This is a genomic window from Streptomyces mashuensis (assembly GCF_014654785.1).
Lineage (GTDB): Bacteria > Actinomycetota > Actinomycetes > Streptomycetales > Streptomycetaceae > Streptomyces > Streptomyces mashuensis.
Map to the genome: position 1 here is coordinate 1 of NZ_BNBD01000019.1, position 24,909 is coordinate 24,909.

At 73.7% G+C, this 24,909-nt stretch carries 21 protein-coding genes and 1 pseudogene; 10 read left to right on the plus strand and 12 right to left on the minus strand.

Going from position 1 to position 24,909, the window contains the following annotated elements:
* Positions 1–291: 291 nt before the first annotated feature.
* From IE305_RS29115 to IE305_RS29135, 5 genes are all read left to right on the plus strand, one after another.
* A complete protein-coding gene (locus IE305_RS29115) occupies positions 292–1,122 on the plus strand; it encodes a HipA family kinase (protein ID WP_190132805.1) in 831 nt (276 codons plus the stop codon).
* A complete protein-coding gene (locus tag IE305_RS29120) occupies positions 1,119–1,511 on the plus strand; it encodes a DUF3037 domain-containing protein (protein WP_190132806.1) in 393 nt (130 codons plus the stop codon). Before IE305_RS29115 ends, IE305_RS29120 begins: the two co-directional genes overlap by 4 nt.
* A 151-nt stretch (positions 1,512–1,662) precedes the next feature.
* A complete protein-coding gene (fabG, locus tag IE305_RS29125) occupies positions 1,663–2,442 on the plus strand; it encodes a 3-oxoacyl-ACP reductase FabG (RefSeq protein ID WP_190132807.1) in 780 nt (259 codons plus the stop codon).
* Positions 2,443–2,512: 70 nt separating this feature from the next.
* The gene (locus tag IE305_RS29130; protein WP_190132808.1) at positions 2,513–3,277 is read left to right on the plus strand and encodes an SDR family oxidoreductase; all 765 of its coding nucleotides are present in this window, start codon (positions 2,513–2,515) and stop codon (positions 3,275–3,277) included.
* 100 nt (positions 3,278–3,377) lie between these two features.
* Positions 3,378–4,064 carry a uracil-DNA glycosylase gene (locus tag IE305_RS29135; protein ID WP_190132809.1) on the plus strand — a complete coding sequence of 229 codons (687 nt, stop codon included), beginning with the start codon at positions 3,378–3,380 and terminating at the stop codon, positions 4,062–4,064.
* 43 nt (positions 4,065–4,107) lie between these two features.
* On the opposite strand, the gene IE305_RS29140 is transcribed toward IE305_RS29135, so the two are convergent.
* Together IE305_RS29140 and IE305_RS29145 are read right to left on the minus strand one after the other, a co-directional pair.
* Complete coding sequence (locus tag IE305_RS29140; RefSeq protein WP_190132810.1) at positions 4,108–4,752, minus strand: hypothetical protein; 645 nt, start codon at positions 4,750–4,752, stop codon at positions 4,108–4,110.
* Positions 4,753–4,878: 126 nt separating this feature from the next.
* Entirely contained in the window at positions 4,879–5,481 is a 603-nt protein-coding gene (locus IE305_RS29145) for a TetR/AcrR family transcriptional regulator (RefSeq protein WP_190132811.1), read from the minus strand.
* 96 nt (positions 5,482–5,577) lie between these two features.
* Here IE305_RS29145 and IE305_RS29150 point away from each other — a divergent pair, with 96 nt between their 5' ends.
* Entirely contained in the window at positions 5,578–6,753 is a 1,176-nt protein-coding gene (locus IE305_RS29150) for an FAD-dependent monooxygenase (RefSeq protein WP_190132812.1), read from the plus strand.
* 7 nt (positions 6,754–6,760) lie between these two features.
* On the opposite strand, the gene lnt is transcribed toward IE305_RS29150, so the two are convergent.
* A complete protein-coding gene (lnt, locus tag IE305_RS29155) occupies positions 6,761–8,305 on the minus strand; it encodes an apolipoprotein N-acyltransferase (protein ID WP_190132813.1) in 1,545 nt (514 codons plus the stop codon).
* Between the two features lie 551 nt (positions 8,306–8,856).
* On the opposite strand from lnt, the pseudogene IE305_RS33265 reads away from it, so the two are divergent.
* Positions 8,857–9,465, plus strand: a pseudogene (locus tag IE305_RS33265) (terpene synthase family protein); the annotation flags it as partial.
* Positions 9,466–9,725: 260 nt separating this feature from the next.
* Here the strand turns inward: IE305_RS33265 and IE305_RS29165 are convergent.
* Genes IE305_RS29165 through IE305_RS29185 form a run of 5 tightly spaced genes read right to left on the minus strand, consistent with a single transcriptional unit; the run spans position 9,726 to position 14,069 of the window.
* Positions 9,726–11,153, minus strand: a complete 1,428-nt coding sequence (locus IE305_RS29165) for a cytochrome P450 (RefSeq protein ID WP_373311777.1) — start codon at positions 11,151–11,153, stop codon at positions 9,726–9,728.
* On the minus strand, positions 11,150–11,773 hold the full coding sequence (locus IE305_RS29170; RefSeq protein ID WP_190132815.1) for a GTP-binding protein: 624 nt from the start codon (positions 11,771–11,773) through the stop codon (positions 11,150–11,152). The genes IE305_RS29165 and IE305_RS29170 overlap by 4 nt, the downstream gene beginning before the upstream one ends.
* Positions 11,754–12,128: a DUF742 domain-containing protein gene (locus IE305_RS29175; protein WP_190132816.1), complete on the minus strand. Its 375-nt coding sequence runs from the start codon at positions 12,126–12,128 to the stop codon at positions 11,754–11,756. Before IE305_RS29175 ends, IE305_RS29170 begins: the two co-directional genes overlap by 20 nt.
* Entirely contained in the window at positions 12,125–12,511 is a 387-nt protein-coding gene (locus IE305_RS29180; RefSeq protein WP_190132885.1) for a roadblock/LC7 domain-containing protein, read from the minus strand. Before IE305_RS29180 ends, IE305_RS29175 begins: the two co-directional genes overlap by 4 nt.
* A gap of 28 nt (positions 12,512–12,539) precedes the next feature.
* A complete protein-coding gene (locus IE305_RS29185) occupies positions 12,540–14,069 on the minus strand; it encodes an ATP-binding protein (protein ID WP_229891669.1) in 1,530 nt (509 codons plus the stop codon).
* Positions 14,070–14,571: 502 nt separating this feature from the next.
* On the opposite strand from IE305_RS29185, the gene IE305_RS29190 reads away from it, so the two are divergent.
* Positions 14,572–17,268 carry an ATP-binding protein gene (locus tag IE305_RS29190; protein ID WP_190132817.1) on the plus strand — a complete coding sequence of 899 codons (2,697 nt, stop codon included), beginning with the start codon at positions 14,572–14,574 and terminating at the stop codon, positions 17,266–17,268.
* A gap of 31 nt (positions 17,269–17,299) precedes the next feature.
* Here the strand turns inward: IE305_RS29190 and ku are convergent, their stop codons facing one another.
* Positions 17,300–18,304, minus strand: coding sequence for a non-homologous end joining protein Ku (gene ku, locus IE305_RS29195; protein ID WP_190132818.1), 1,005 nt, complete (start codon positions 18,302–18,304; stop codon positions 17,300–17,302).
* Positions 18,305–18,336: 32 nt separating this feature from the next.
* Here ku and ligD (IE305_RS29200) point away from each other — a divergent pair, with 32 nt between their 5' ends.
* Positions 18,337–19,242 carry a non-homologous end-joining DNA ligase gene (gene ligD, locus IE305_RS29200; protein WP_190132819.1) on the plus strand — a complete coding sequence of 302 codons (906 nt, stop codon included), beginning with the start codon at positions 18,337–18,339 and terminating at the stop codon, positions 19,240–19,242.
* 3 nt (positions 19,243–19,245) lie between these two features.
* Here ligD (IE305_RS29200) and ligD (IE305_RS29205) read toward each other — a convergent pair whose 3' ends face one another.
* The 3 genes from ligD (IE305_RS29205) to IE305_RS29215 all read right to left on the minus strand — a co-directional run bounded on the left by ligD (IE305_RS29205) (position 19,246) and on the right by IE305_RS29215 (position 22,708).
* Positions 19,246–20,172: a non-homologous end-joining DNA ligase gene (ligD, locus tag IE305_RS29205; protein WP_190132887.1), complete on the minus strand. Its 927-nt coding sequence runs from the start codon at positions 20,170–20,172 to the stop codon at positions 19,246–19,248.
* A 23-nt stretch (positions 20,173–20,195) separates the two neighbouring features.
* Complete coding sequence (locus IE305_RS29210; RefSeq protein ID WP_190132820.1) at positions 20,196–21,209, minus strand: PHP domain-containing protein; 1,014 nt, start codon at positions 21,207–21,209, stop codon at positions 20,196–20,198.
* A 68-nt stretch (positions 21,210–21,277) separates the two neighbouring features.
* Complete coding sequence (locus tag IE305_RS29215) at positions 21,278–22,708, minus strand: lipase maturation factor family protein (protein WP_190132888.1); 1,431 nt, start codon at positions 22,706–22,708, stop codon at positions 21,278–21,280.
* Between the two features lie 105 nt (positions 22,709–22,813).
* Here IE305_RS29215 and IE305_RS29220 point away from each other — a divergent pair, with 105 nt between their 5' ends.
* Positions 22,814–24,898 (plus strand): SpoIIE family protein phosphatase, encoded by a 2,085-nt coding sequence (locus IE305_RS29220; protein WP_190132821.1) that lies wholly within the window; start codon positions 22,814–22,816, stop codon positions 24,896–24,898.
* Positions 24,899–24,909: the final 11 nt, after the last annotated feature.

The window sequence follows — 24,909 nt, forward strand, 5'->3', positions numbered from 1 at the left end:
TGCCCGCTGCCCGCTGCCCGCTGCCCGCTGCCCGCTGCCCGCTGCCCGCTGCCCGCTGCCGAATCGTTCATTCTATCCGTAAAGCCGCAAAATTCCCCGATGCTGTCCGGCACCCTGCCGATCATATGAGTGCCGAATCGGCCCCCGGAGCCGGGCCTGTCGGCGATCGTGGTCCCGTCCGGTCACGCTCGGTTACTATGCTCACTTCACGCCGGCCGGGTCCCCGGCGGGCGCCCCCTGGGAGTGGACGATGGATTGTTGCAAGGCAAGCGAGCTGCGGAGCCTCGGGTAATGCTGCCGGAGGTCACCGCCACCCGTTACGTCACGCCCCTGCGCGAGGGCGGCTCGCTGCCCGGCATCGTCGAGGCCGACGATCTCGGGACGTACGTCATGAAGTTCAGCGGCGCCGGCCAGGGCCGGAAGACGCTCGTCGCCGAGGTGGTCTGCGGGCAGCTCGGCCGGGCCCTCGGGCTGCGCGTGCCGGACCTGGCCCGGATCCAGCTCGACCCGGTCATCGGCCGGGGCGAGCCCGACCAGGAGGTGCAGGCGCTGCTCAAGGCCAGCGGCGGCCTCAATCTGGCCATGGACTACCTGCCCGGCGCCCTCGGTTTCGACCCGCTCGCCTTCGAGACCGACGCCGCCGAGGCGGGGCGCGTGGTGTGGTTCGACGCGCTGATCAACAACGTCGACCGGTCCTGGCGCAACCCCAACCTCCTGGTCTGGCACGGCGAGCTGTGGCTCATCGACCACGGCGCCACCATGATCTGGCACCACAACTGGCCCACCGCGGCCACCGCGGCGCAGCGGCCGTACGACGCCTCGGACCACGTCCTGGTCACCTTCGCCCCGGACGTCGCCGGTGCCGCCGCCGAGCTGGCGCCCCGGGTGACCGAGGAGCTGCTGACCGCCGTGGTCGCCGACGTGCCCGACGAATGGCTCGACGGCGAACCGGGCTTCGACGGCCCCGACGCCGTCCGCCGCGCCTACGTCGAGGTCCTGCTGGAGCGGGCCCGCGGCATCGGCGACAGGATCACCATCGGCGAGCGCAGCACCGCCGCACCCTCCCAGGCACCGGAGTGGGTACGGGTCCGGCTGAACGTGAAGGGAAAGGGTGCGAAGTGACGCGCCACGACGGACGAGACGTCTTCGAGTACGCGCTGCTGCGCGTGGTGCCGCGCGTGGAGCGCGGCGAGCAGATCAACGCGGGGGTCGTCGTCTACTGCCAGGCCCGCTCCTACGTGGCGGCGCGCGTCCACCTCGACGAGGCCCGGCTGCTGGCCCTCGACCCGGCGGCGGACGTGGCCGGCGTACGGGCGGCGCTGCACGCCGTCGAGGGTGTCTGCGCCGGCGGCGAGCGGGCCGGCCAGGCCGCGTGCGACGACGCCGGCCGCCGCTTCCGCTGGCTGATCGCGCCGCGCAGCACGGTCGTCCAGCCCGGCCCCGTGCACGCCGGCCTGACCGCCGACCCCGAGCGCGAGTCCGAACGCCTGCTGGACCTGCTGGTCCGGTGAGACGCCGGTGGGACGGTGGTGGGACGGCGGGGCCGCAACGGGGCGTTGACAGTCCGTCGCACGGCTTCTAGCGTCTGATCGTCCACGCTACTGAGCGGTCGCTCACCGGCGCCGGCGTGGCCCCCGAGGCCCCGACGTGAGGAGAACCCGCATGTCCACCACCGAGGCCGGCGCGGCCGGCGAGCAGCGCGTCGCGGTCGTCACGGGCGCGGCCCGGGGCATCGGCGCGGCCACCGCCGTCCGGCTGGCCGCCGAGGGCCGTGCGGTGGCCGTCCTCGACCTGGACGAGGCGGCCTGCGCCGGGACCGTGGAGACGATCACCGCCGCGGGCGGCCGGGCCCTCGCGGTCGGCTGCGACGTCACCGACGCCGGCCAGGTCGACGCCGCCGTGGCCCGCGTCGCCGGCGAGCTGGGCGCGCCCGTCGTCCTCGTCAACAACGCCGGGGTGCTCCGCGACAATCTGCTGTTCAAGATGAGCGAGAGCGACTGGGACACCGTGCTCGGCGTGCACTTGAAGGGCGCGTTCCTGATGTCGCGCGCGTGCCAGAAGCACATGGTCGACGCCGGTTTCGGCCGCGTCGTCAGCCTCTCCAGCAGCTCCGCCCTCGGCAACCGCGGCCAGGCCAACTACGCGGCGGCCAAGGCGGGCATCCAGGGCTTCACCAAGACGCTCGCCAAGGAGCTGGGCAAGTTCGGCATCACCGCCAACGCCGTGGCGCCCGGCTTCATCGCCACCGACATGACGGCCGCGACCGCCGCCCGCGTCGGCATGGGCTTCGAGGACTTCAAGGCGGCCGCCGCGACCCAGATTCCGGTGCAGCGCGTGGGCGAGCCGGAGGACGTGGCCGACGCCATCGCGTTCTTCCAGTCGGACCGGGCCGGGTTCGTCTCCGGGCAGGTCCTCTACGTCGCCGGCGGCCCGCTCGACTGACCCGGACCGGCACACCACCGGACGGCAGGCACCACCAGGAACCGCCAGGCACCCCGAGGAGAACCCGATCATGACCGTTCCGCAGCCGCCCGGGCCCACCGGGCGCGTCGCGCTCGTCACCGGGGCGAGCCGGGGCATCGGCCGCGCCGTCGCCGAGGCGCTCGTGGCGCGCGGCGACCGGGTGGTGATCACCGGCCGCAACGAGGAGGCGCTGCGGCAGGCCGTCGAGGAGCTGGGCCCCGGCCGGGCGGTCGGTGTGCCGGGCAAGGCGCACGACGAGGCCCACCAGGAGCGCGCCGTCGCCCGCGCCATGGAGGAGTTCGGGCGCGTCGACTACCTCGTCAACAACGCCGGGACGAACCCCGTCTTCGGCCCCATCGCCGAGGTCGACCTGGCCGTCGCCCGCAAGGTCTTCGAGACCAACGTCGTCTCGGCGCTGGGCTTCGCCCAGCGCACCTGGCACGCCTGGCAGAAGGAGCACGGCGGGGCGATCGTCAACATCGCCTCCATCGCCGGGCTCACCGCCTCGCCCTTCGTCGGCGCGTACGGCGTGAGCAAGGCCGCCCTGATCAACCTCACGGCGCAGCTGGCGCAGGAGTTCGCGCCGGGCGTGCGCGTCAATGCCGTCGCGCCCGCCGTGGTGAAGACGCGGTTCGCCGCCGCGCTCTACGAGGGCCGCGAGGAGGAGGCCGCCGCCTCCTACCCGCTGGGCCGGCTCGGCGCGCCCGAGGACGTCGGCGGGGCCACCGCCTTCCTGCTGTCGGACGCGGCGGGCTGGATCACCGGGCAGACCCTCGTCGTCGACGGCGGGCTCTTCCTCAACGCCGGGTTCTGAGGCCGCGCGGGCGGGACGGGCACCGGCCGGGAGGAGCGTTGTCAGTGGCCGGAGGTAAGTTCTCCGGCGAGAACGCAACGAACCTCCGGAGGTTGTCGACGTGACCGTCACCGACGTGCTGCCCGAGTCCTGGCGCGAAGTCCTCGGCGAGGAGCTGGAGAAGCCCTACTTCAAGGAGCTGACCGACTTCGTCGAGGAGGAGCGGGCCAAGGCGCCGGTGTACCCGCCGCGCGGGGAGGTCTTCGCGGCCCTGGAGGCCACCCCCTACGACCGGGTCAAGGTGCTCGTCCTCGGCCAGGACCCGTACCACGGCGCGGGCCAGGGCCACGGCCTGTGCTTCTCCGTGCGGCCCGGCGTCAAGACGCCGCCGTCCCTGCGCAACATCTACAAGGAGATGCAGGCGGAGCTCGGCTACGACGTCCCGGACAACGGCTACCTGATGCCGTGGGCCGAGCAGGGCGTCCTCCTGCTCAACGCGGTCCTCACCGTCCGCGGCGGCGAGCCCAACTCGCACAAGGGCAAGGGCTGGGAGACCTTCACCGACGCCGTCATCCGCGCCGTCGCCTCCCGCCCCGACCCGGCCGTGTTCGTGCTGTGGGGCAACTACGCGCAGAAGAAGCTGCGCCTGATCGACGAGACCCGGCACGCGGTCGTCAAGGGCGCGCACCCCTCGCCGCTCTCCGCCAAGCGCTTCTTCGGCAGCCGCCCCTTCACGCAGATCAACGAGGCGGTGGCCGCCCAGGGCCACGAGCCGATCGACTGGCGGATCCCGGACCTCGCGGTCTGACCGCCCGCTCCCGCCCGGCCCCGCCCGTCCGGCCCGGTGCCGGTCAGTCCCCGTACACCTGGCGGCAGATGCGTGAGGCGTCGCCCCCCGGCTGCCACCGGCCGTAGGTGTCGCCCATGGCGCACACCCCCGTCCCGCGGCCGCGGGCCCGTGGCGGCTGCGGTGCCGGGGCGGGCTGCTCCACGCGGGCCGGGGGCGGGGCCGCCGGGGCCTCCGGCGCGTGCCGGCGCGGGGGAGGGGGAGCCTCGGGCGGCGCCTGGCGCGAGGCCGGTCCCGGTGCGGGCGCGGGCGGGGGAACAGCGGCCCGCGGCGGGTCCGCCGCCCGCTGCTCCGGCGGCGCCTCACCGGCCTGCGGCGCCGCGGCCGTACCGGGCACGCCCGGCACCTGGGGCGGCACACCGGTGCCGGGCCCGGACCGGCCCCCGGCCAGGGGGTCCCACGGCGTCGTCCCGGCCCCGGGCGCGCCGGCGAGAGGCGCGGGTTCGCCCTGCGTGCCCGGCCGGGCCGCGCCGGACCCGGCCCCGTCGCCCGTACCGGCCAGAGACTCGCGGGCCGGTGCCGGCACGGGTTCCCGTACGGCCGTCCGGTGCTGTTGCGCGGGGCCGGAACCGTCCCCGGTGGAAGGGACGGAGACACAGCCCGCGGCGGCCGCCACAGCCACCACGACCAGTGCCGCCGTCGCGGTCATTCGATGCACCCGCCCACCCTGCTGACGGCCGGGGCGCGAGGGAACCTCCCGCACGGGTGACGCGGAATCACGGGGCTTCGCCGCACGCGCCCGCTTGCACGCCGTGCGCCCCTCAGCAGGCCCCTCCTACTCGCCCAGCATTCCGCGCAGCAGCTCCGCGAACCCCGTGCGCAGCTGCGCACGGTCCGGCACCGCGCCGTGGAACGAGCCCGCCGCGCAGGAGAACATCAGCCCCTCGCACCACGCGATCAGCGACAGCGCGTGCCGCTGCGGGTCGGTGGAGCCCGCCGCCGCCATGAGCGCCGTCACCGGCTCGCGGAAGACGCGGCCGGCGTCGTCGTAGATGGCGCGCAACTCCGGCCGCCGGGACGCCTCCAGCGCCAGTTCGTACCGTGCCACCAGCAGGTCCCGCTCCCGGCTCAGCGAGCGGTGCAGCGCGAGGGAGAGCGCCTCCACCAGGCCCTCCCGGCCGGCCGCCGGCTGCGGCAGTTCGGCGGGGGCCAGCACCTCCGCCTCGCGCACGGCGAGCCGCCGCACGGCCGCCTCCAGCAGCGCCAGGCGGGTCCGGGCGTGGTTGGACGTGGAGCCCGGGGGCAGCCCGGCGGCCTCGTCGACCGCCCGGTGCGTCAGTCCGCGCATGCCGCGCTCGGCCAGCAGGGCCAGGGCGGTGTCGGCGATGAGCAGGGGGCGGGACGTGGTGCTGTGCGGCGAGGCGTTCGGTGCGGGCATGCGCCCAACCTACCCGCACCCCTCGCCCGGACACTACAGCCGTAGTACGCTGACGGCACCGCACTACACCTGTAGTGATCCAGGGAGGGAACACCCATGCAGGACCACCGCGCCGTCGTCATAGGCGGCGGCATCGGCGGCCTCACCGCCGCCGCCGCACTGCACCACCGGAGCTGGGACGTCACCGTCCTCGAACGCGCCCCGTCGGTCGAGCCCGTCGGCGCCGGCATCGGACTCGCCGCCAACGCCCAGGCCGCCCTCGACACCTTCGGCGCCGGCGACGCCGTCCGCGCCCTGGCCGGCTGGCACGCCGGCGGCGGCCTGCGCCTGCCCGGCGGTACACGCCTGTCCTGGACCGACAACGAGGCCGCCGGCCGCCGCTACGGCAGCCCGCTCGTGGTCGCCCACCGCGCCGACCTCATCGACCTCCTCGCCGCCCGCCTCCCCGACGGCGCGCTGCGCACCGGCACCACCGCCACCCTGGCCGACCCCGGCGGCCCGGACCGGCCCGCCCGGGTCACCACCGGTGACGGCGAGCTCACCGCCGGCCTCGTCGTCGCCGCCGACGGCATCCACTCGCCCACCCGCCGCAGCCTCTTCCCCGGGCACCCGGGCCTGCGGTACTCCGGCATCACCTGCTGGCGCACCGTCGTCCCGCGGCCGGCGGCGGTCACCGACGAACAGGCGAGCGAGGCGCACGAGACCTGGGGCCGCGGCCGGCACTGGGGCACCATCCCGCTCCACGACGGCCGCCTCTACGCGTACGCCGGGGCCAAGGTGCCGGCCGGGGTCCGCGGCCGGGACGGCGAACTCGCCGCCCTGCGGCACCTCTTCGGCGACTGGCACCAGCCCGTCCCCGCGATCCTCGACGCCGCCGACCCCGCCGCCGTGCTGCGCAACGAGGTCCACACCCTGGCTGCCCCGCTCCCCGCCCACCACCGGGGCCGCACCGTGCTCGTCGGCGACGCCGCCCACCCGATGCTGCCCAACCTCGCCCAGGGCGGCTGCCAGGCGATCGAGGACGGCGCCGTCCTCGCGCTGCTGCTCGCCGACGCCGGGAACGACCCCTTCGCGGCGCTCCCCGAGTACACCCGCCGCCGGCTGCCCCGCACCACGGAGATCGTCCGCCGCTCGGCCCGGGTCGCCCGCCTCGCCACCCTCTCCTCCGCGCCGGCCCGCGCCGTGCGCGCCGGCGCCGTCGCCCTCGCCGGACGGCTCGGCCCCGCCCTCGTCCTGCGCGCCCACGACGGCATCGCCGACTGGCGCCCCTGACCGCGCCTCAGACGGGCGGCGCGTCGCGCCGGTCCCGGCGCCGCGCCCGTACCGCCTCCGCCGCACAGCACAGGGCCACGACCGCGAAGGCGCCGTACGGCACCCAGTCGCCGGCCCGGACGTACGGGCTCGTGCCGCTCGCCAGCGGTACGTCGTAGACGGCGGCCGCCGGGCCGTCGGTGCCCAGCACCGGGCCGAGGGTGCGGCCGTGCGCGTCGGCCACGGTGCTCACGCCCGTCAGCGTGGCGTGCACCACCGGCCGCCAGGTCTCGGCGGCCCGCAGCGCCGCCAGCGAGGCGTGCTGCTGCGGCGCCCAGCTGTGCTGGAAGGTCGAGGTCGACGACTGGACCACGAGCAGCTGGGCGCCGTCGCGCGCCAGCCGGCGGCTCATGTCGGGGAACGCGGACTCGAAGCACACCAGCGGGCCGGCCCGCAGACCACCGGCGGCCGGCACCCGCATCAGCACCTGCCGGTCGCCCCGCATGCGGTCCTCGCCGGCAGCCTTGCCCACCGCGGTGGCCCAGCCGAGGAGCGACCGGGCGGGGATGTACTCCCCGAAGGGCACCAGGCGCATCTTGTCGTACCGGTCGCCCGTGGGCCCGCCGGGCCCGACGAGCACCGAGCTCTTGTAGATGCCGGGCCGGTCCGAGCGCCGGGCGTCGACGTTGACCAGCAGGTCCGCGCCCACCGCACGGGACAGCGCCGTCAGCCGGTCCCGCAGCTCCGGATGGCGGCCCAGGTCCTGGCCCACACTGCTCTCGCCCCACACCACCAGGCCCGGCCGGCGCCCGGCGAGCTCCCGCGTGAGGCGCTCCTGGACCTCGAAGCGGTGCGTCACGCTGTCGGTGCCCCCGACCACCCCGGCCTGGACGACCGCCACGCGCGCCGAGCCCGCCGGCCGCGGCACCGGGGCCCACTGCCACGCCGCGCCCAGGGCGGCGGCGCTGACGGCGAGGCCCGCCGCGGCGCACAGCCGGGCGCGCGGCGCGCACACCAGCGCCGCGAGCGCCGTGTTCACCGCCACCACCACGAACCCCGCCAGCCACACGCCGCCCAGCGACGCGAGCCGCAGCGCCGGCGCGAACTGCCACTGACTGGCGCCCATCAGGCCCCACGGTCCGCCCAAGTACTGCCAGGACCGCACGAGTTCCACCAGCAGCCAGGCCGACGGGACGACCACCACGGCCGCCGCCACCCGCCCCGGGCCCGGCCGCCCGCCCAGCATCCGGTGCACCAGCAGACCCCACGGCGCCCACAGCAGCCCCAGGAGCCCGGCGAGCACCAGAATGAACACATGCAGACTCGGCAACAGCCAGTGGTGCACGGCGAGAAGAAACCCCGCACCCCCCAGCCATCCCTCGGCCACGGCCCGCCGCGCGCTGCCCGCCGAGCGCACCAGCAGCAGCCACGGCACCAGGGCGGCGTAGGCCAGCCACCACAGCCCGGGCGCGGGAAAGGCCAGGGCCGGCAGGGCCCCGGCCACGACGGCCGCCGGAGCCCGCCACGCGAGCACGGCACCGCGCCGCGGCCGGTCGCCGGGGATCGCCGTCATATGCCGCCTCCTCGCTCGCCCGGCCTCCAGTCTCGGGCACGTACCGGCGCGCGGACCGCTCATCGCGCCGGTCGGCGCGGGAGCGAGATCCGGCCAGGCCGGTCGTCGGCCCCAGAGGGAGGGATCATGGGGAAAAATGCCCGACAGCGGTCCGTGATATTCCACTGTTCCTACGCCTTTGGAAAATGCCTTTGGCTGGATCCGATCGAAAACGATCCGAAGCGATCCTTGCGCTCCGGTTCCTGCCTCCCGTGCGCCGGTCTCTGCACCGGGTTATCGGCGGCCCGGCCTGGGCAGGTACGGCACAAAGTGGACAGGATCGCTGCGAGTCGGCCTGGGGAGGCGGCGTGTCACGCGTACGAGAACGGATAGCAGTGCAGCCCCTCGAGACCATCCCCTTCTACTGCCCCATACCGCCCGCCGTGCATCCCCGGCTCAAGGAGCTGGACCACTTGTCGGTGGACTGGATGCTGCAGAAAGACCTCGACACGTCACGGCAGCAACGGAAGCGACTAGCGCAGTGCGACTTCGGCGGTCTCACCGCAAAGACGATGCCCTACGGGCAGACCGGACCGCTCGGCGTGGTGGCCAAACTGCACGCCGTGCTGTTCTCGCTGGACGACGCCCTGTGCGACGAGTCCGGGGCCACCGCCCACGGCCTCGCCCACAGCACGTCGCGGATCATGCGCGTCCTGGAAGCCCCCACCCCGCACTGGCCCGACGACACACCGCACGCGGCAGCGCTGCGGGCCGTCCGGCAGGAGCTGACCGAGCACGCCAGCCCACGCCAGCTCCGGCGCTGGACCGAGGGCATGCGCACCTACCTCTCGGGCCTGGTCTGGGAGGCGGCCTGCCGGCAGGACCCGGGACTGCCGTCGCTCAACGACTATGCGGCCATGTGGATGCGCGCCATCGGCATGGCCCCGTCCACCGCACTCATGGACATCGTGGGGGGCTACGACCTGGACGACGAGGACCTGGACCGGCCGGAGGTGAAGGCGCTCACCGAGATGACCTGGACCCTCGTGGCCTGGGACAACGACTTCTACTCGCGGAACAAGGAGATCCACCGGGCGGCGGACAACCTCAACCTGATCGACGTCCTCGCCCACGAACGGGGACTGGAGCCCGCCCGCGCACAGCAGGAGGCCATGGCGATGCGCGACCGCGTCATGACCCTCTTCCTGCGCCTGCGCGAGCACATCTGGCCGACCGTCGGGGTGGAGCTGCGCTGCTACCTGGCGGCACTCGGGCACTTCGTCCGCGGGCACCTCGACTGGGCGGAGCAGTGCGCCCGGTACGCCGACCCCTACGGGTCGCGGACGTCCCGCTGGTGGACGTCCACGCCCTCGGACGACAGCCTGGAACCACTGCCCGTGCCGTCCATCGCCTGGTGGTGGGAACAGCTCCCCCCCACTCCTCAGCGGCGCCGGAGCCGCCTGACGAGCGACCTCCACCAGGAGGAGCGCGACACCGGGGCGCTCGGCACCTGCACGGAGGGCGTGGGCGTCGGCACCGGCTGCGGCTGGGGGGCACAGGTCTGAGCGGTCTCGGCTCCGCCGGCGGTCAGCGCCGGTCGTGGTGGCTGATGTGCCGTGAACCGCACCGGCAGTGAGGTGAGGTGCCGGGACATCAGGGAGGACCGGTAGGCCAGTTCCGACTCGTCGACCCCGAGTGTGAGGTCGGGCAGTCGCAGCAGCAGGGCGTCGATGCCCGTGCCGGCGATTGCCCGGCCCACGTCCTGTCCGGGACACTCGTGGGCGCCGCCGCTGAAGGCCAGGTGGGCCCGGTTGCCGTGGATGGGCGCGTCCAGGTCCGGCCGCACCGTCGTGTCCATGTTGGCCGCCGCCAGCCCCAGCACCAGCGCGTCACCGGCCCTGATGGGCTTCCCGGCCAGCTCGGTGTCCTGTGTCGCCCAGCGGCCCAGGATGGTGATGAACGGCGGCTCGTCCCACAGCACCTGCTCGACCGCGTCGGGCAGCGTCATGTGGCCGCCCGCCAGCGAGGCCCGGAACCGCACATCGGTCAGGACCATCTTCAGCGTGTTCGCGATGAGGTTCGCCGTCGTCTCGAACGCGGCGATCAGCACCAGCCGCAGGTGCTGCTGCACCTCGTCGTCCGACAGCCCCGAGGGGTGCTCCAGCATCCACGTCGTGAAGTCCGCGCCCGGCTGGGCCCGCTTCCGCGCCACCAGCTTGCGCAGTGTCTCCTGCACGAACTCGTTGCTCGCCACCGCCGTCTCGGTGCCCTTGATCATGTCACGGGCCGCGTTGACCAGCCGTGGGCTGTACTCGTCGGGCATGCCGAGCAGCTGGGTCATCGCCATCATGGGCAGTTGCTCCGCGAACTGGTGCACCAGGTCGGCCCGGCCCGAGGCACAGAAGCGGTCCACCAGCTGGTTGGCGCAGTACGTCACATGCCGCCGGAGGCCCCGCCGGTCGAACCGGGCCATGCTGTCGTTGACCGCGCCGCGCCAGCGCTCGTGCTGCTGCCCGTCGGCGAACACGCACACCGGCTGCCAGGTGGAGATCGGCGCGAGCGGGTGGTCCGGCGTGAGCCGCCCCTCGCGCATGTCCCGCCAGTGCCGCGAGTCCCGGGAGAAGCGGGACGGGGTACGGGCCACGTCCAGGTTCTCCCGGTAGCCCAGCACCAGCCAGGCCGGCAGGTCGCCGTGCAGCAGCACCGGCGCCACCGGGCCGTGCTCGGCCCGCAGTTTCTCGTACAGGCCGTACGGGTCGGCCTCCGCGTCCGGGCCGTACAGCCGCGTCACACCCCCCGGCCCCATCGGGCAGACGCCGGGGGGGACGCCGGGGGAGTCGGTGCGGGGGTGTTCGGAGGGGTTGGTCACGGTGACTCCGGGGAGACGGTGGTGAGGGTGTACAGATAGCGCATCAGGGTCAGCAGGGTGTCACGGCACGAGGCCCGGTCGCGGGCGTCGCAGTCGACCATGGGTACCGACGGGTCCAGGTCCATCGCCGCCCGCAGCTCCGCCGTCGGGTAACGCGGCGCTCCAGGGAAGGCGTTGACACCCACGACGAACGGTACGCCGCGCTCCTCCAGGCGGCCGATGACGTCGTAACTGACCTCCATCCGGCGGGTGTCGAGCAGCACCACCGCGCCGAGGGCCCCCTCGAAGAGGCCGTTCCACAGGAACCAGAACCGCTCCTGGCCCGGCGTGCCGAACAGGTACAGCACCAGCTGCTCATTGATGCTGATCCGGCCGAAGTCCATGGCGACCGTGGTCTCGGTCTTGTGCTCGATCCCAGCCAGGTCGTCGACGCCGACGCCGGCCTGGGTCATGGTCTCCTCGGTCGTCAGCGGCCGGATCTCGCTGACCGAACCGACCAGGGTCGTCTTGCCGACCCCGAAGCCTCCGACGATCACGACCTTGACGGCCGCGGTGGCGGAGGCCGGAAGGATGTCCTCGCTGCGCGGCCCGGCGTAGCCGTCAGAGCTTTTGCAGTCCATGCATCACCGCCTCAAGAAGTTGGACGTCGGGCAGCGCGGCGGCCGGCACCGGGGGCCGGGCCTCGACCTTCCCCTCGGAGAGGAGCTCGGTCAGCAGCGGGGTGAGCGTGCTGACCGGCAGCTCCAGGTACGCGGATATCTCCGCGACGGACAGCGGGAAGTCGCAGATCCGGACCACCGCCGCCAGCTCGGGCGCGAGTCCCGTGTCGGACTCGGCGCGCGAGACGATCAGGGTGACCAGGTCGAGCTGCGGGGTGGCCGCCGGACGCTCCTGGCCACCGGTGAGGATGTACAGCCGGTCCGGGTTCCCCGGCGGCTGGGGACCGGAGGTGCGCTCGGGGCCGGGTCCGCTCATGTGACCGGTCCGCCGACCCGGGGCGGACTGGTCAGATGGGACCCGATGCGGGCCACCAGGTCCCGCATCTTCATGCCCATCAGCCCGGCGTCCACGTCGTCGTCGGCCAGCACCGCCAGGTAGGCCCCGGCCCCGGCCGCCATCAGGTAGAAGAACCCGCCGTCCACCTCGATGACGACCAGGCGCATCTGCCCGTCCCCGTGCGGGAACTCCGAGGCGATGGCCGTGGACAGGCTCTGCAGGCCGGCGCACGCGGCCGCGAGCCGGTCGGCGACCTCCGTGTCCGTGCCGTGCTGGGCCATGCGCAGGCCGTCCGAGGACAGCACGATCACGTGGCGGGTCTGCGGGACGCTGGTTGCCAGGTCCTTGAGCATCCAGTCCATGTTGAACCGCGGCTGCTGCGTCACTTGGCTACTCTTTCTTGTCTGACGAGATATCACTGATCGGCCGCCCGTCCTGTTCCGGCAGCTCGCCGTTGATGCCGCTGGTGAACGCGGACAGCCACAGGCCGGGCTGCACGGGCTGCTCCTCCTCCCGTTCCGCGGACGGGGCCGGCGGCCGCCGCTCGGCGGGCCCCCGGGCCGCCGCCCGCTGGCGCTCCGCGGCGGCGGCCCGGCCGAAGGGCATCGGGGCCGGACCGCGCCGCCGACGGCGCTGGGGCAGTCCGCTGTCGCCCAGCGGGGGCGGCACGGGGCTGTCGATGAGCGGCGAAGTGGAGGAGGGCTGGGCGGGGATGGAACCGGGCCGCCGCTTCTTCTTGGCGGGGGGAAGCTTGGGGGCGCGGGCGATGTCACCGCCGGGGAACCGGCTCGCCGTGATCAGGTCCGGCGGGATGACCAGCACGGCGCGGACGCCGCCGTACGCGGAGGGGCGCAGCGACACCAGGAAGTTGTGGGCGGCGGCGAGCCGGCTGACCACCGCGAGGCCCAGCCGCGGGGATTCGCCCAGGTCGTCCAGGTCGAGGCCGCCCTCCTTGGAGAGCACCCGGTCGGTGCGGCGGCGGGCCTCGTCGGTCAGGCCCACGCCGGCGTCCTCGATCTCGACCGCGATGCCGGACTGGATGTCGACGGCCGTCAGGTGCACCCGGGTCTGCGGCGGCGAGTAGCGGGTGGCGTTGTCGAGCAGCTCGGCCAGGGCGTGGATGACCGGCTCGACGGCCGGGCCCACGACGGCGACGTCCGCCACTGAGTGCAGGTCGACGCGGCGGTACTCCAGGATGCGGGACATCGCACCGCGCAGCACGTTGTAGAGCGGGATCTCGGTGCGCCACTGGCGGCCGGGCCGCGAGCCGCCGAGCACCGCGATGGAGTCGGCGAGGCGGCCGGTCAGGGCGTTGCCGTGGTCGAGGTGGAGCAGGTCGCCGAAGACGTCGGGGTTGTTGCCGTGCTTGTGCTCCATGTCCCGGATGTCGTACGCCTGCTGGTGCACGATGGCCTGCATGCGCCGGGCGATGTTGACGAATGCGCGGTGCGCGACGTCACGCAGCGCCTCCTCCGCCTGGATCGCCTCGATCACGCCCCGGACGACGGAGCGGTGGGCGGCGGCGAAGCCGGGCTCCAGGTCGTGCGCCGGCAGGGTGACCCGGAGCACCTGGTCGGTGGGTGCGCCGTGGCGCATCAGCTTGATCGCCTCGGGCAGCACGTCCCTGGCGAACCGCCAGGTCTCGGCGTCGTGCTGGTCGAGCCGGTACTGCAGGGCGGCCTCCCGCTCGGCGTGGCGCCGGCGCAGCGTGGCGATGGCCCGGCCGCGGCGCGCGGCCTCGGCGGCGGCCAGCGCCACCGCGACGGTGGCCGCCGCCCCGCACCACGCCACCGGGGCGCGGGCCGCCGGTGTCACGGAGAGGACCGCGGCGACCGCGCACACCCCCGTCAACAGGGGGGAGAACAGCCATATGAGAGCGGAGGCGGGCCGCCCGGGAGCCGACGAGCCAGAACCAACCATCGAGATCCTCGAAGAACGTGGGTGAACACGAAAAGGCACAGGAACAACACGGAAGAGCGCGGGGAGGCCGTGTCGGCGCGCGGCGTTCCCCGGGCTTTCCGGTGGATCTCCCCGGTACGTGTGTCGCCCGGTGGGGATCTCTCCGCGGGCCTCCCGTGAACGCGGCGTCAGCACAGCGCTCGACTGCTGCGAGCCGAAGTCAAGACGGCTCGCAGCGCGACATGGAGCGTAGCCGGTCGCCGGGTGCTCCGGCGCGAACTTGTCATATTCCCGGGATGAGCTGACGAGCGAATTCGAAAGCCCCCATAATGGCCCCACCTCGATAAGCGAATGCATTTCCGAAGGCAGCGGACGCGCGTTCGGTCCGTCGTTCGAGGGGAAGCCGGGACGTGGTCCGGGGCGCGCCGGGTCACGCTCACGAGTGGTCGTCCCGTGAACCTCGCCCGTCGCGCGGTCGACAGGGCTAGGCTCGGCCCACCACATCCTCCGGGGAGACATCGCCATGTCGGGGCAACAGTGTGAATCGAACCCTTCTGCCGCCCTGTTCGAGCGTGAGCGCGAGCTCGAAGTCGTCGAACAGGCGGTACGCGGTCTGTGCGACCGGGCCGACGGGCGGCGGGAGGTCAGGCGGGGCGGCCTGCTGCTGTTCAGCGGCGACGCCGGCCTGGGAAAGACGGCGCTGCTGCAGCAGACGCGGCGCGTCGCCGAGAGTTGTGAGGGCCGGTGCGTGGTGCTGTCCGCGCGCGGCAGCAGGTCGGCGGAGAAGGTGCCCTTCCACGTCGTACGGCAGCTGCTCCAGCCGACCCTGGCCGCCATGAGCACCGAGGAGCGGCAGGAACTGTTCGGCGGCTGGTACGAGATCGCCGGGCCCGCGCTGGGCATCGTGCCACCGCTGGGGCCGCAGGCCGATCCGCAAGGTGTGCGCGACGGCCTCGACTGGGTGATCACCCAACTCGCCCTCAAGTACAAACCCTTGATCGTCCTCATCGATGACGCCCACTGGGCGGACCAGGAGTCGCTGTCCTGGTTCACCTCCTTCGCGGTGCGGCTGACGGAGTTGCCCCTACTGGTCGTCCTCGCCTACCGCCCGCTGGAACTGCCCGACCACAGCCCGGCCTTCCGCGAGCTGGTGCAGGAAGGCGCCGCCAGCCCCACCGAGCTGCGAGCCCTGACACCGGACGCGGTGGCCGGACTGGTGCGGGACGCCCTGGGCCCCGGCGCCGACGACCCGTTCTGCCGCGAGGTGTGGGCGGTCACCGGGGGAAATCCCTACGAGACCGTCGAGCTGATAGCCAAGGCACAGGACCGCCGGATGGAGCCGGTCGAGGAATCGGCCGCCCTCCTGCGCGACCTCGGCGCCGCCGCCCGCGGCCGCGGCCTGGTGTCCCGGCTCGAGAAACTGGGCCCCTCGGTCACCCGGTTCGCCTGGGCCGCCGCCGTGCTGGGCACCGAGATCGACGCCAAACTCGCCGCCAACCTGGCGGGCATGGGCCCGTCCGAGGCGGCGGACGCCGCCGACCGGCTGCGCGAGGCCCGTATCCTCACCGGAACCACGTCCCTGGAGTTCTTCCACCCGCTGATCGCCACCTCCGTCTACAAGGGCATTCCGGCCGCGACCCGTACGGCCATGCACGGCCAGGCCGCCTGGCTCTCCGCCGACGCCGGCAAGGGTGTGGCCGTGTCCGCCCGGCACCTGCTGGAGGTCCATCCGGACAACGATCCCGACGTGGTGAACCAGTTGCGCGCGGCGGCCCGTGAGCACCTGGCCGTCGGTGCCCCGGACGCCGCCCGCAACTGCCTGGAGCGCGCCCTTCTGGAGCCACCGGCGGAGGAGGACCGGGCCACCGTGCTGTACGAGCTCGGCTGTGCGGCGCTGCTCACGTCCCCGCAGACGACCGTCAACCACCTGCGGGCGGCCCTGGACCTGCCGGACCTGAGCGACGACCTCCGGGTGGACGCCACCTACCGGCTCTCCCAGGCGTACGCACACAACAACCAGCTCAGGGAGGCCGCCGAAGTGGTGGCCGACCAGGCCCTGCGCACCCCCGCGGGCACCGGGCGGATGCGGCTCCAGGCCGCGCACTTCCTCTGGAAGGGCATCCAGGTCGAGGAGGAGGACGCCGAGGGCAGGTCACGGAGGATCGCCGAGCTGACCCGGGACCTCAAGGGCCGGGACAACTCGGAGCGGGCCCTGCTCCTGCTGCGGGCGTGGGACGGGATGATCCGCGGCGAGAACGCCCTGGAGGTCAACGAGTTCATCGACCGGGCGCTGGTCGACGGCAAGCAGGCACCCGGAATGAGCTGGACGAACCTGGAGTGGGGATTCGAGATCCCCAGCCTGGCGAGGATCGTCTACGCGTTCACGGACCGGCTCGACGAGGCCGCCGTGCTCTTCGACAAGGCGGTGCGCGAGTTCGAGGCCGCCGGCTGGAGCGGGGCGCACCTGGCGTTCGCGCACGACTTCCGCGGCCTGGTGCTGCGCCGGCGCGGCAAGCTGGCCGAAGCGGAGGAAGCGCTGCGCAGAGGACTGGCGCTGGGGCACCGTCTGGGCTCCGGGCTTCCCCTCCAGCGGAACGGCACGTGCCTGCTCATCGACACGCTGATCGCCCGCGGCAAGGTCGACGAGGCACAGAAGGTGGCGGAGGAGAACACCTTCCTGCCGCCCTACTCGCCTGCTGTCGTCCTGCCGGACGCCGCCTGCCTGGCGGGCCGGCTGTTGCTGGAGCGCGGCATGGTCAAGGAGGCGATCGCCGAGCTGGAGGCGGCGGGGCGAAGGCTGGAGGAGCGGGGCCGGAACAACGTGGTGTGGGCACCATGGGCGCTCGACCTGGCCAGGGCCGTCGCCGACGAGGAGCCCGAGCGGGCGCGGGCCCTGGCCGACCGGGCGCTGAGGCACGCCCAGATCTTCGGCACGGACACCGCCATCGGCGAGACGCTGCGCCGGTCCGCGGTGCTGGAGGGCCCCGAGGAGCGGCTCGTCACCCTGGAGCGTGCGGTGCACTTCCTCAGCACGTCGCCCTGCCGGTACGAGTACGCGGCCGCGCTGGTGGACCACGGCGCGGCGCTGCGTGCGGTGGGCCGGCGGGCCGAGGCCGTCGAGCGACTGCAGGCGGGGCTGACCCTCGCCGAGCGCTGCGGTGCCGACGGGCTGGTGACCCGGGCGCGGGCAGAGACCGAGGCGTGCGCGACGAAGGACTGAGGGTTCCCGGCAGTCGCCGGGTGTCGTGGATTCACGACGCCCGGCGGCCCGCCTTTTTCGCCGTCGTCTTCTTGGCCGTGGTGGCAGTGGTCTTCGTGCCGCTCTTTGCCGTTGCCTTGCTGCTGCCCGCCGTCTTTTTCGCACTGCTTTTCGCGGAGCTCGTGGAAGTCGTCGACTTCGTCGCCGTTTTCCGGCCACGGCCCGACGCCGTACGCGCCGCCGCTTTTCCGCCGCCTTCTTTTGCGCCTTCCTTCGTGCCTTCCTTCCGGCCCGCCGTCTCGATCGAGGCCTGGAGGGCGGCCATGAGGTCGATGACGTTCCCGGGGGCCGGGGTGACCTTCTTCTTCGGGGCGGGCCGGTGCTCCAGGTGGGCGCTGATGAGTTCGCCGAGGGCCACCTCGTACTCGTCCTCCAGGGCTTCGAGCTCGAAGTCCTCGGAGAGGGTGTCCATCAGGCTGGTGGCCATCTTGAGCTCCTGCGGGCGGACCGTGACCGACTCGGGGGGTGCCAGGCCGGCGGGTTCGCGGATCTCGTCGGGCCAGTACATGGTGTGCAGCGTCAGCAGGTCGCGGTGGACGCGCAGCAGTGCCAGCGACTCCCGGGTCCGGAGGGCGATCTTGGTGACGGCGACCCGCTCCGTCTGCCGCAGCGTCTCGCGCAGCAGCACGTACGGCTTCTCGGCGGCCGTGCTGTCGGGCGCCAGGTAGTAGGAGTTGGCCAGCTGGAGGGGGTCGATCCGGTCGGCGCCGACGAACGCGAGCACGTCGATGAGCTTCTTGCTGGGGACGGGCAGTCCGGCCAGGTCGTTCTGGGTGACGACGGCGGTGTTGCCCTCGTCGTCCTCGAAGCCCTTGGCCACGTGCTCGTAGGGGATCTCCTTGCCGCAGGCGTCGCACACGCGCTTCAGGTGGATCCGGCCGCCGTCCTGGTCGTGGACCTGGTGGAGCCTGATGCCGTGCTCCTGTGTGGCGGCGTACAGCCGTACGGGGACGGAGACCAGCCCGAACCCGATCGCGCCTTTCCACATCGTCCGCATAGTTTTATTCCTCCACGGGGAATTCCTACCTTATGCCCGCTTCTTCGGACCGGCAGGTGGTGGAGCTCGACGGCCACCGGCTGTCCCTGTCCCACCTGGACCGGGTGCTCTTCCCCGGCTCGGGCCACACCAAGGCCGAGATCCTGCGGTACTACGCGGAGATCGCCCCGGCGATGGTGCCGCACGTCGACGGGCGGGCCGCGTCCTTCGTGCGGGCGCCGGAGGGGACGGCGAGCGAGAGCTGGATCGCCAAGACCCCGCCGAACGGATCACCCGGATGGGTCCCCGTCGTCCCGGTGCCGCACCGGGAGGGCGTCACCGAGCAGATCATGATCGACTCGGCGGCGGCGCTGATCGCCATGGTCAACCTGGGGGCGTACGAGGTGCACGTGCCGCAGTGGCGGGCGGCCGCCGGGCCGGAGCGGCACGACCGCCTCGTCGTCGACCTGGACCCCGGCCCCGGCCTGGACCTCGTCGCCTGCTGCCGGGTGGCGCAGCGGCTGCGGCAGCTGCTGGCGGAGGACGGCCTCACCCCGTACCCGGTGGTCTCCGGCGCCAAGGGGCTGCACCTGTACGCGCCCGTCCACCCCGCCTCGGGCCGGGCCACCGCGGGCTACGCCAAGGCCATGGGCGCGCGGCTGCGCGACGAGCACCCGGGGCTGATCGTGGTCGCCATGGCGAAGGCCGAGCGGGCCGGGAAGGTGTTCATCGACTGGTCGCAGAACGCGAGCGCCAAGACCACCGCCGCGCCCTACACGGTGCGGCTGCTGGCCGACCGGCCGGGCGTGGCCGCGCCGGTCACCTGGGAGGAGGTCGAGGCGTGCACGGACCCCGCCGACCTCGCGTTCGGCCCGGAGGAGGTGCTGGCGCGGTTCGCCGCCGACGGCGACCTGCTGGCGGACCTCACGGGCGACGCCGTCCGGGCGGCCCTGCCGTGAGCCTCAGCCGCCCAGGTCCGTGAGGTCCGGGCGGAGCCGGTGCCAGGTGGGGTGGCGCAGCCGGCCGGAGGCCGTCCAGCCGGTGAAGGTGATCTCCGCGACGAGCCGGGGCTCGGCCCAGTGGGCGCCGGGCACGTCGACGGGGCCGGTGAACGGCGATCCGGGGCGGGCGAGCACGGCGAGGTAGCGGGCGAGGTCGGCGCGCTCCCGCTCGGACAGGCCCGAGCCGACCGAGCCCGCGTACCGCAGCCCGTCCTCCTCCCACAGGCCGACGAGCACCGCACCGGGCAGCCCGCGGAGCCGCCCCTTGCCCTCGGCCCAGCCGCCGATGACCACGTCGAGCGTGACGACGTGCTTGGTCTTGCGCCAGTGCGGCGAGCGCAGGCCGGGGGTGTACGGGGAGGTGAGCCGTTTGGCGAGGACGCCCTCGAAACCGGCGGCGAGGGTGGCCTCCCACGCCTGCCGGCCGTGGCCCTCCAGGTGTCCGGGCACGGACCAGGCGGGCCCGTCGAGGCCGAGCCCGGCGAGGGCGGCGCGGCGCTCGGTGTAGGGCAGGGCGGTCAGGAGTTCGCCGTCGAGGTACATGAGGTCGAACAGCATGAGGCGGACCGGGCAGTCGCCGGCGAGCCCGGCGGCCTTCCGGGCGTCGGTGACGCCCATGCGGCGTTGCAGCAGCCCGAAGTCGGGCCGCCCGGCCGCGTCGAGGGCGACCACCTCGCCGTCGAGGACGGCCGGCCGTCCGGCCAGCTGTTCCCCGAGGCCGGCGAGCTCGGGGTAGGTGGCGGTGGCGTCGTTGCCGGCGCGGGTGGTCAGGCGGAGGCCGCCGTCGCCGGGGGCGCCGGCCACGCACCGTACGCCGTCCCACTTGACCTCGTACGCCCAGTCGGCGTCCTCGTGCTCGCCGGGCAGGGGTGCGGGGGTGGCGAGCATGGGCCGGATGCCGGGGAGGCGGGTCACCGGGATCTCGTCCAGTCCAGCAGCCGGTCGGCGGGCCAGGTGGTGATGACGCGGTCGGCGGGGATGCCGCACTCCTCGGCGCGGGCGCAGCCGTAGACCTGCCAGTCGAGCTGGCCGGGCGCGTGGGCGTCGCTGTCGATGGCGAACAGCACGCCCGCGTCCAGGGCCTGGCGCAGCAGGCGGCGGGGCGGGTCGAGCCGTTCGGGGCGGCAGTTGATCTCCACGGCGGTGCCGTACTCGGCGCAGGCGGCGAAGACCATGGCGGCGTCGAACTGCGACTCGGGCCGTCCGCGGCCGGCGTGCAGCCGGCCGGTGCAGTGGCCCAGGACGTCCACGAGCGGGCTGGCCACGGCCGCCACCATGCGGCGCGTCATGCTCTCGCGGTCCATGCGCAGCTTGGAGTGGACGGAGGCGACCACGACGTCGAGGCGTTCCAGCAGCTCCTGCTCCTGGTCGAGCGCCCCGTCGTCGAGGATGTCGCACTCGATGCCGGTGAGCAGCCGGAAGCCGTCGCCGAGGGTGTCGCCGACCTCGGCGACCAGCTCCAGCTGCTGCCGCAGGCGGTCGGCGGACAGGCCGCGGGCGACGGTCAGCCGGGGCGAGTGGTCGGTGAGGGCCGCCCACTCGTGGCCGAGGTCGCGGGCCGTGCGGGCCATCTCCTCGACCGGGCTGCCGCCGTCGGACCAGTCGGAGTGCAGGTGGCAGTCGCCGCGCAGGGCCGCCCGCAGCTCGCCGCCGCCCTCGGTGAGCGGGCCGCCGGCCTCCTGTTCCAGGTGGCCGAGGTAGCCGGGCTCGGCGCCGCTGAGCGCTTCGGTGACCACGCCGGCGGTGGTGGGCCCGATGCCCTTGAGGTCCGTCAGTGATCCGCTGTCGGCGCGGCGCCGCAGCTCGGCCGGGGGCAGGCCGGCGACCACGGCGGCGGCCGTGCGGAACGCCTTCACCCGGTAGGTGGGCGCCTGGGAGCGCTCCAGCAGGAACGCGATGCGCTCCAGCGCGGCCACGGGCTCCATCGCACCACCACCTCCGCGCCTCCGCCGTTTCGCGCTCTTTCCACCGTCTCTCCACCGTGCGGTACGTGTCAGGAGCCCGCCAGCCGCGTCGGTGGCAGGAACTCGCCGATCAGGGTGCGGTGCCACCAGGCGCCGGTCTCGCGCAGCTCCCGCCAGGTGGTGAAGCGGTAGAGGTAGAGGCGGGCGCGGACGTGCCGGGGCGGGGTGCCGGGGAAGGGGTTGACGCGCAGCAGGCGCAGGGTGTCGCGGTCGCCGGTGAGCAGCCGCTCGACCAGCGGGCCGAACCAGTCGCGCGCGTAGCCGGGGGAGATGGCGGCGAACCACATGAGCCAGTCGAGCCGCAGGTGCCAGGGCGCGAACTGGCGGGGCAGCCGCCGTACGTCGCCGGGCTTGCCCTTGAACTCGTACTCCCGCCACGGGGTGCCGTCGGTGAGGTGCTCGGCGTCGGTGCCCTCGATGACCACCTCGTAGCGGCTGCGGTTGACGCTGCCGAAGGCGCCGTAGGTGTTGACCAGGTGGTAGGGGTTGAACGACATGTTCATGCGCTGCTGCGGGGAGATCAGGTTGAGGGCGGGCCAGTAGCTGAGGGCGACCACCAGGGCGGTGGCGGCGAGCACCAGCGCGACGAACCAGGAGGGCGGCGCGGGGGCGAGGGAGTGGGCCGGCAGGCCGAGGAGGTCCGCGAGGGCGGAGCCGTCGACGGCGGAGAAGGCGACGAGGATCGTCACCCAGTTGAGCCAGGAGAAGTTGCCGGAGGCGACGAGCCAGAGCTGGGTGCAGATGATCACGGCGGCGGCCACGCCCGCCACCGGCTGCGGGGTGAACAGGGCGAGCGGCACCACCAGCTGGGCGACGTGGTTGGCGGCCACCTCGACGCGGTGCAGGGGGCCGGGCAGGTGGTGGAAGAACCAGCTCAGCGGGCCCGGCATGGGCTGGGTCTCGTGGTGGTAGTGGAGGCAGGTCAGGTCGCGCCAGCAGGGGTCGCCGCGCAGCTTGATCAGCCCGGCGCCGAACTCGACCCGGAAGAGCAGCCAGCGCATCAGCCACAGCACGAGGACGGGCGGGTCGGTGTCCGCGTTGCCCAGGAAAATCGCGAGGAAGCCGGTCTCCAGCAGCAGGGACTCCCAGCCGAAGCCGTACCACGTCTGGCCGACGTTGACGATCGACAGGTAGAGCGCCCACAGCGCCGCCCACAGGGCCATGGCGGCCCCCAGCGGCACCGCGTCGGCGGCCCCGCCGGCCACCGCGGCCGCCAGCAGCGTCCCGCCCCAGGCCCAGGCGGCGAAGAAGCGGTCCGAGTAGTGCAGCTGGAAGACGCTGGGCGCGCGGCGCGCGGGGACGTACGCCACGTAGCGGGGCACCGGCGTCATGCCCCGCTCGCCGATGAGGGCGCGGAACTGGAGGGCCGCGGAGAGGAAGGCGACCAGGTAGAGCAGCGCCAGGCCGCGCTGGAACACCAGGCGGCTCAGCCAGTAGTCGGGGCCGGTGAACCACTCCATGGCCGTCACGGGTACCCCCTGATCGCGCTCCCGCTCGATTCGGGCGGAGAAATCGAAGAAACCGAAGAAATCGAAGAAACGGACAAAAGATGGCAGAGTGGCCCTATGGCTGATCGGGGAGCGCCGCCTGCCGCTGTCCCGCCCCCGGACGACTGGCCCGCCCGACCGGAGACGGCCCTCGCCCTCAACCGCATGGGCAGCTTCGACTGGGACCTGGAGAGCGGCCGGCTGCACCTGGACGAAACGGCCCTGGAACTCCTCCAGGTGCCGCCCGGGACGTTCCACGGCGCCCTCACCGAGCTGGGCGGCCGGGTGCCGCGCGCCGACGCCGCCCGCCTGGACGCCCTGGTCTCCCAGGCACTGAAGAACGGCAGCGAGAGCTACGGCGCCTACTACCGGGTCCGCTTCCCCGACGGGCTGCACTGGACCTACGCGCAGGGCCACATCCGCCGCGACGCCGGCGGGCGGCCGGTGCGCATCGTCGGCATCATCCGCGACGCCACCGAGGAGCTGGCCCAGTCCGCGCCGCGCGAGCAGGACGACGACCGCCGGCACCAGACGACGGTCGTCGAGACGACCACCGCCGCCCTCGCCCACGCCCGCAGCGTCCAGGACGTCATCGACTTCTTCAACGACCCCCGGGCCGTCGAATACCTCGGCTGCGACCTGCTGGTCGTGGGCCTGCTGGAGTCCGGCCGCATCCACCTGGTGGCGGAGGGCCCCTCCGAGCACTTCATCCCCGGCACCCGCTGGACCAGGGTGGACGACAACTTCCCGATGAGCGAGGTCATCCGCACCCTCACACCGCGGTTCATCGAGTCGCCGGAGGAGTTCGGCAGCTGCTACCCGTGGCTGTACGAGCGGATCAAGGACATCGGCATCGCCTCCGCCGCCTACCTGCCGCTGATCGCCCAGGGCCGGCCCATCGGCGCCATCGGCCTGCTCTACAGCGACAGCCGCGGCTTCACCCGCCACGAACGCAACCTCTTCATCGCGCTCGGCAGCGGCCTGGCCCAGAGCATCGCCCGCGCCATGCTCTTCGACCAGGAGCACGACCTCGCCGAGGGCCTCCAGCAGTCCATGCTGCCGCGCCGCATCCCCCAGGTGCCCGGCGCCCAGATCGCCGTCCGCTACCGCTCCGCCCGCATGGGCCGCGACATCGGCGGCGACTGGTACGACGCCATCCCGCTGCCCGGCGGCCGCGTCGGGGCCGTCATCGGCGACGTCCAGGGCCACGACACCCACGCCGCCGCCGTCATGGGCCAGCTCCGCATCGTCCTGCGCGCCTACGCCACCGAGGGCCACTCCCCGGCCACCGTCATGGCCCGCGCCTCCGCATTCCTCCACGAACTCGACACCGACCGCTTCGCCACCTGCACCTACGCCGAGGCCGACCTGGCCACCGGCGTCGTCCAGCTGGTCCGGGCCGGCCACATCGACCCGCTGCTGCGCCACACCGACGGCACCTGCCGCCGCCTGCCCGTCTCCGGCGGCCTGCCGCTGGGTCTGTCCGCCGAGTTCGGCCGCCCCGAGTACCCGGTGACCACCGTCGAGCTGGACCCCGGCGAGACGCTGCTGATGTTCACCGACGGCCTGATCGAACAGCCCGGCGCCGACCTCGACGAAGGCGTCCGCACCCTGGCCACGGCGGTCCGCGAGGGCCCGTACGACCTGCAGAAACTGGCCGACCGGCTGTGCGACATGGCCGGCGAGGGGCTGGGCGAGGACGACATGGCGCTGCTCCTGCTGCGCCGCCACGGCCCCGCGGTCCGCGGCGGCGGCCGCCTCCAGCAGCACATCGCCCCGGCCGACCCCGAGGCGCTCTCCGCCGCCCGGCACATGATCCGCGCGGCGGTACGGGCCTGGGGCGCCCGCGAGCGGTCCGACGAGATCGAGCTGGTGGCCGACGAACTGGTCACCAACGCCCTGCTGCACACCGACGGCCCGGCGGTGGTCACCATCCGCATGCTCACCGGCCCGCAGACCCGGGTCCGGGTGGAGGTCGAGGACCGCTCCAGCGTGCTGCCCCGGCGCCGCGAGCCGGGGGAGTCGGGGGTCTCCGGCCGCGGCCTGCTGCTCGTGGACCGGCTGGCCGACGTCTGGGGCGTGGAGCCGCGCGGCACGGGCAAGTCCGTGTGGTGCGAGTTCGCCGTCCCCGACCGGCACCGGCAGGACGCCGGGGACGGCTGACGCCGGGTCAG

What these genes read in the sequence shown, in the direction of transcription:
- IE305_RS29185 (WP_229891669.1), bottom strand. Translation starts at nt 14,069, where the DNA reads ATGGTTGGTTCTGGCTCGTCGGCTCCCGGGCGGCCCGCCTCCGCTCTC.
- IE305_RS29220 (WP_190132821.1), top strand. Translation starts at nt 22,814, where the DNA reads ATGGCTGATCGGGGAGCGCCGCCTGCCGCTGTCCCGCCCCCGGACGAC.
- IE305_RS29210 (WP_190132820.1), bottom strand. Translation starts at nt 21,209, where the DNA reads ATGGAGCCCGTGGCCGCGCTGGAGCGCATCGCGTTCCTGCTGGAGCGC.
- IE305_RS29145 (WP_190132811.1), bottom strand. Translation starts at nt 5,481, where the DNA reads ATGCCCGCACCGAACGCCTCGCCGCACAGCACCACGTCCCGCCCCCTG.
- ku (WP_190132818.1), bottom strand. Translation starts at nt 18,304, where the DNA reads ATGCGGACGATGTGGAAAGGCGCGATCGGGTTCGGGCTGGTCTCCGTC.
- ligD (WP_190132887.1), bottom strand. Translation starts at nt 20,172, where the DNA reads ATGCTCGCCACCCCCGCACCCCTGCCCGGCGAGCACGAGGACGCCGAC.
- IE305_RS29140 (WP_190132810.1), bottom strand. Translation starts at nt 4,752, where the DNA reads ATGACCGCGACGGCGGCACTGGTCGTGGTGGCTGTGGCGGCCGCCGCG.
- IE305_RS29150 (WP_190132812.1), top strand. Translation starts at nt 5,578, where the DNA reads ATGCAGGACCACCGCGCCGTCGTCATAGGCGGCGGCATCGGCGGCCTC.
- ligD (WP_190132819.1), top strand. Translation starts at nt 18,337, where the DNA reads ATGCCCGCTTCTTCGGACCGGCAGGTGGTGGAGCTCGACGGCCACCGG.
- IE305_RS29215 (WP_190132888.1), bottom strand. Translation starts at nt 22,708, where the DNA reads ATGGAGTGGTTCACCGGCCCCGACTACTGGCTGAGCCGCCTGGTGTTC.
- IE305_RS29130 (WP_190132808.1), top strand. Translation starts at nt 2,513, where the DNA reads ATGACCGTTCCGCAGCCGCCCGGGCCCACCGGGCGCGTCGCGCTCGTC.
- IE305_RS29180 (WP_190132885.1), bottom strand. Translation starts at nt 12,511, where the DNA reads ATGGACTGGATGCTCAAGGACCTGGCAACCAGCGTCCCGCAGACCCGC.
- lnt (WP_190132813.1), bottom strand. Translation starts at nt 8,305, where the DNA reads ATGACGGCGATCCCCGGCGACCGGCCGCGGCGCGGTGCCGTGCTCGCG.
- IE305_RS29190 (WP_190132817.1), top strand. Translation starts at nt 14,572, where the DNA reads ATGTCGGGGCAACAGTGTGAATCGAACCCTTCTGCCGCCCTGTTCGAG.
- fabG (WP_190132807.1), top strand. Translation starts at nt 1,663, where the DNA reads ATGTCCACCACCGAGGCCGGCGCGGCCGGCGAGCAGCGCGTCGCGGTC.
- IE305_RS29115 (WP_190132805.1), top strand. Translation starts at nt 292, where the DNA reads ATGCTGCCGGAGGTCACCGCCACCCGTTACGTCACGCCCCTGCGCGAG.
- IE305_RS29175 (WP_190132816.1), bottom strand. Translation starts at nt 12,128, where the DNA reads ATGAGCGGACCCGGCCCCGAGCGCACCTCCGGTCCCCAGCCGCCGGGG.
- IE305_RS29170 (WP_190132815.1), bottom strand. Translation starts at nt 11,773, where the DNA reads ATGGACTGCAAAAGCTCTGACGGCTACGCCGGGCCGCGCAGCGAGGAC.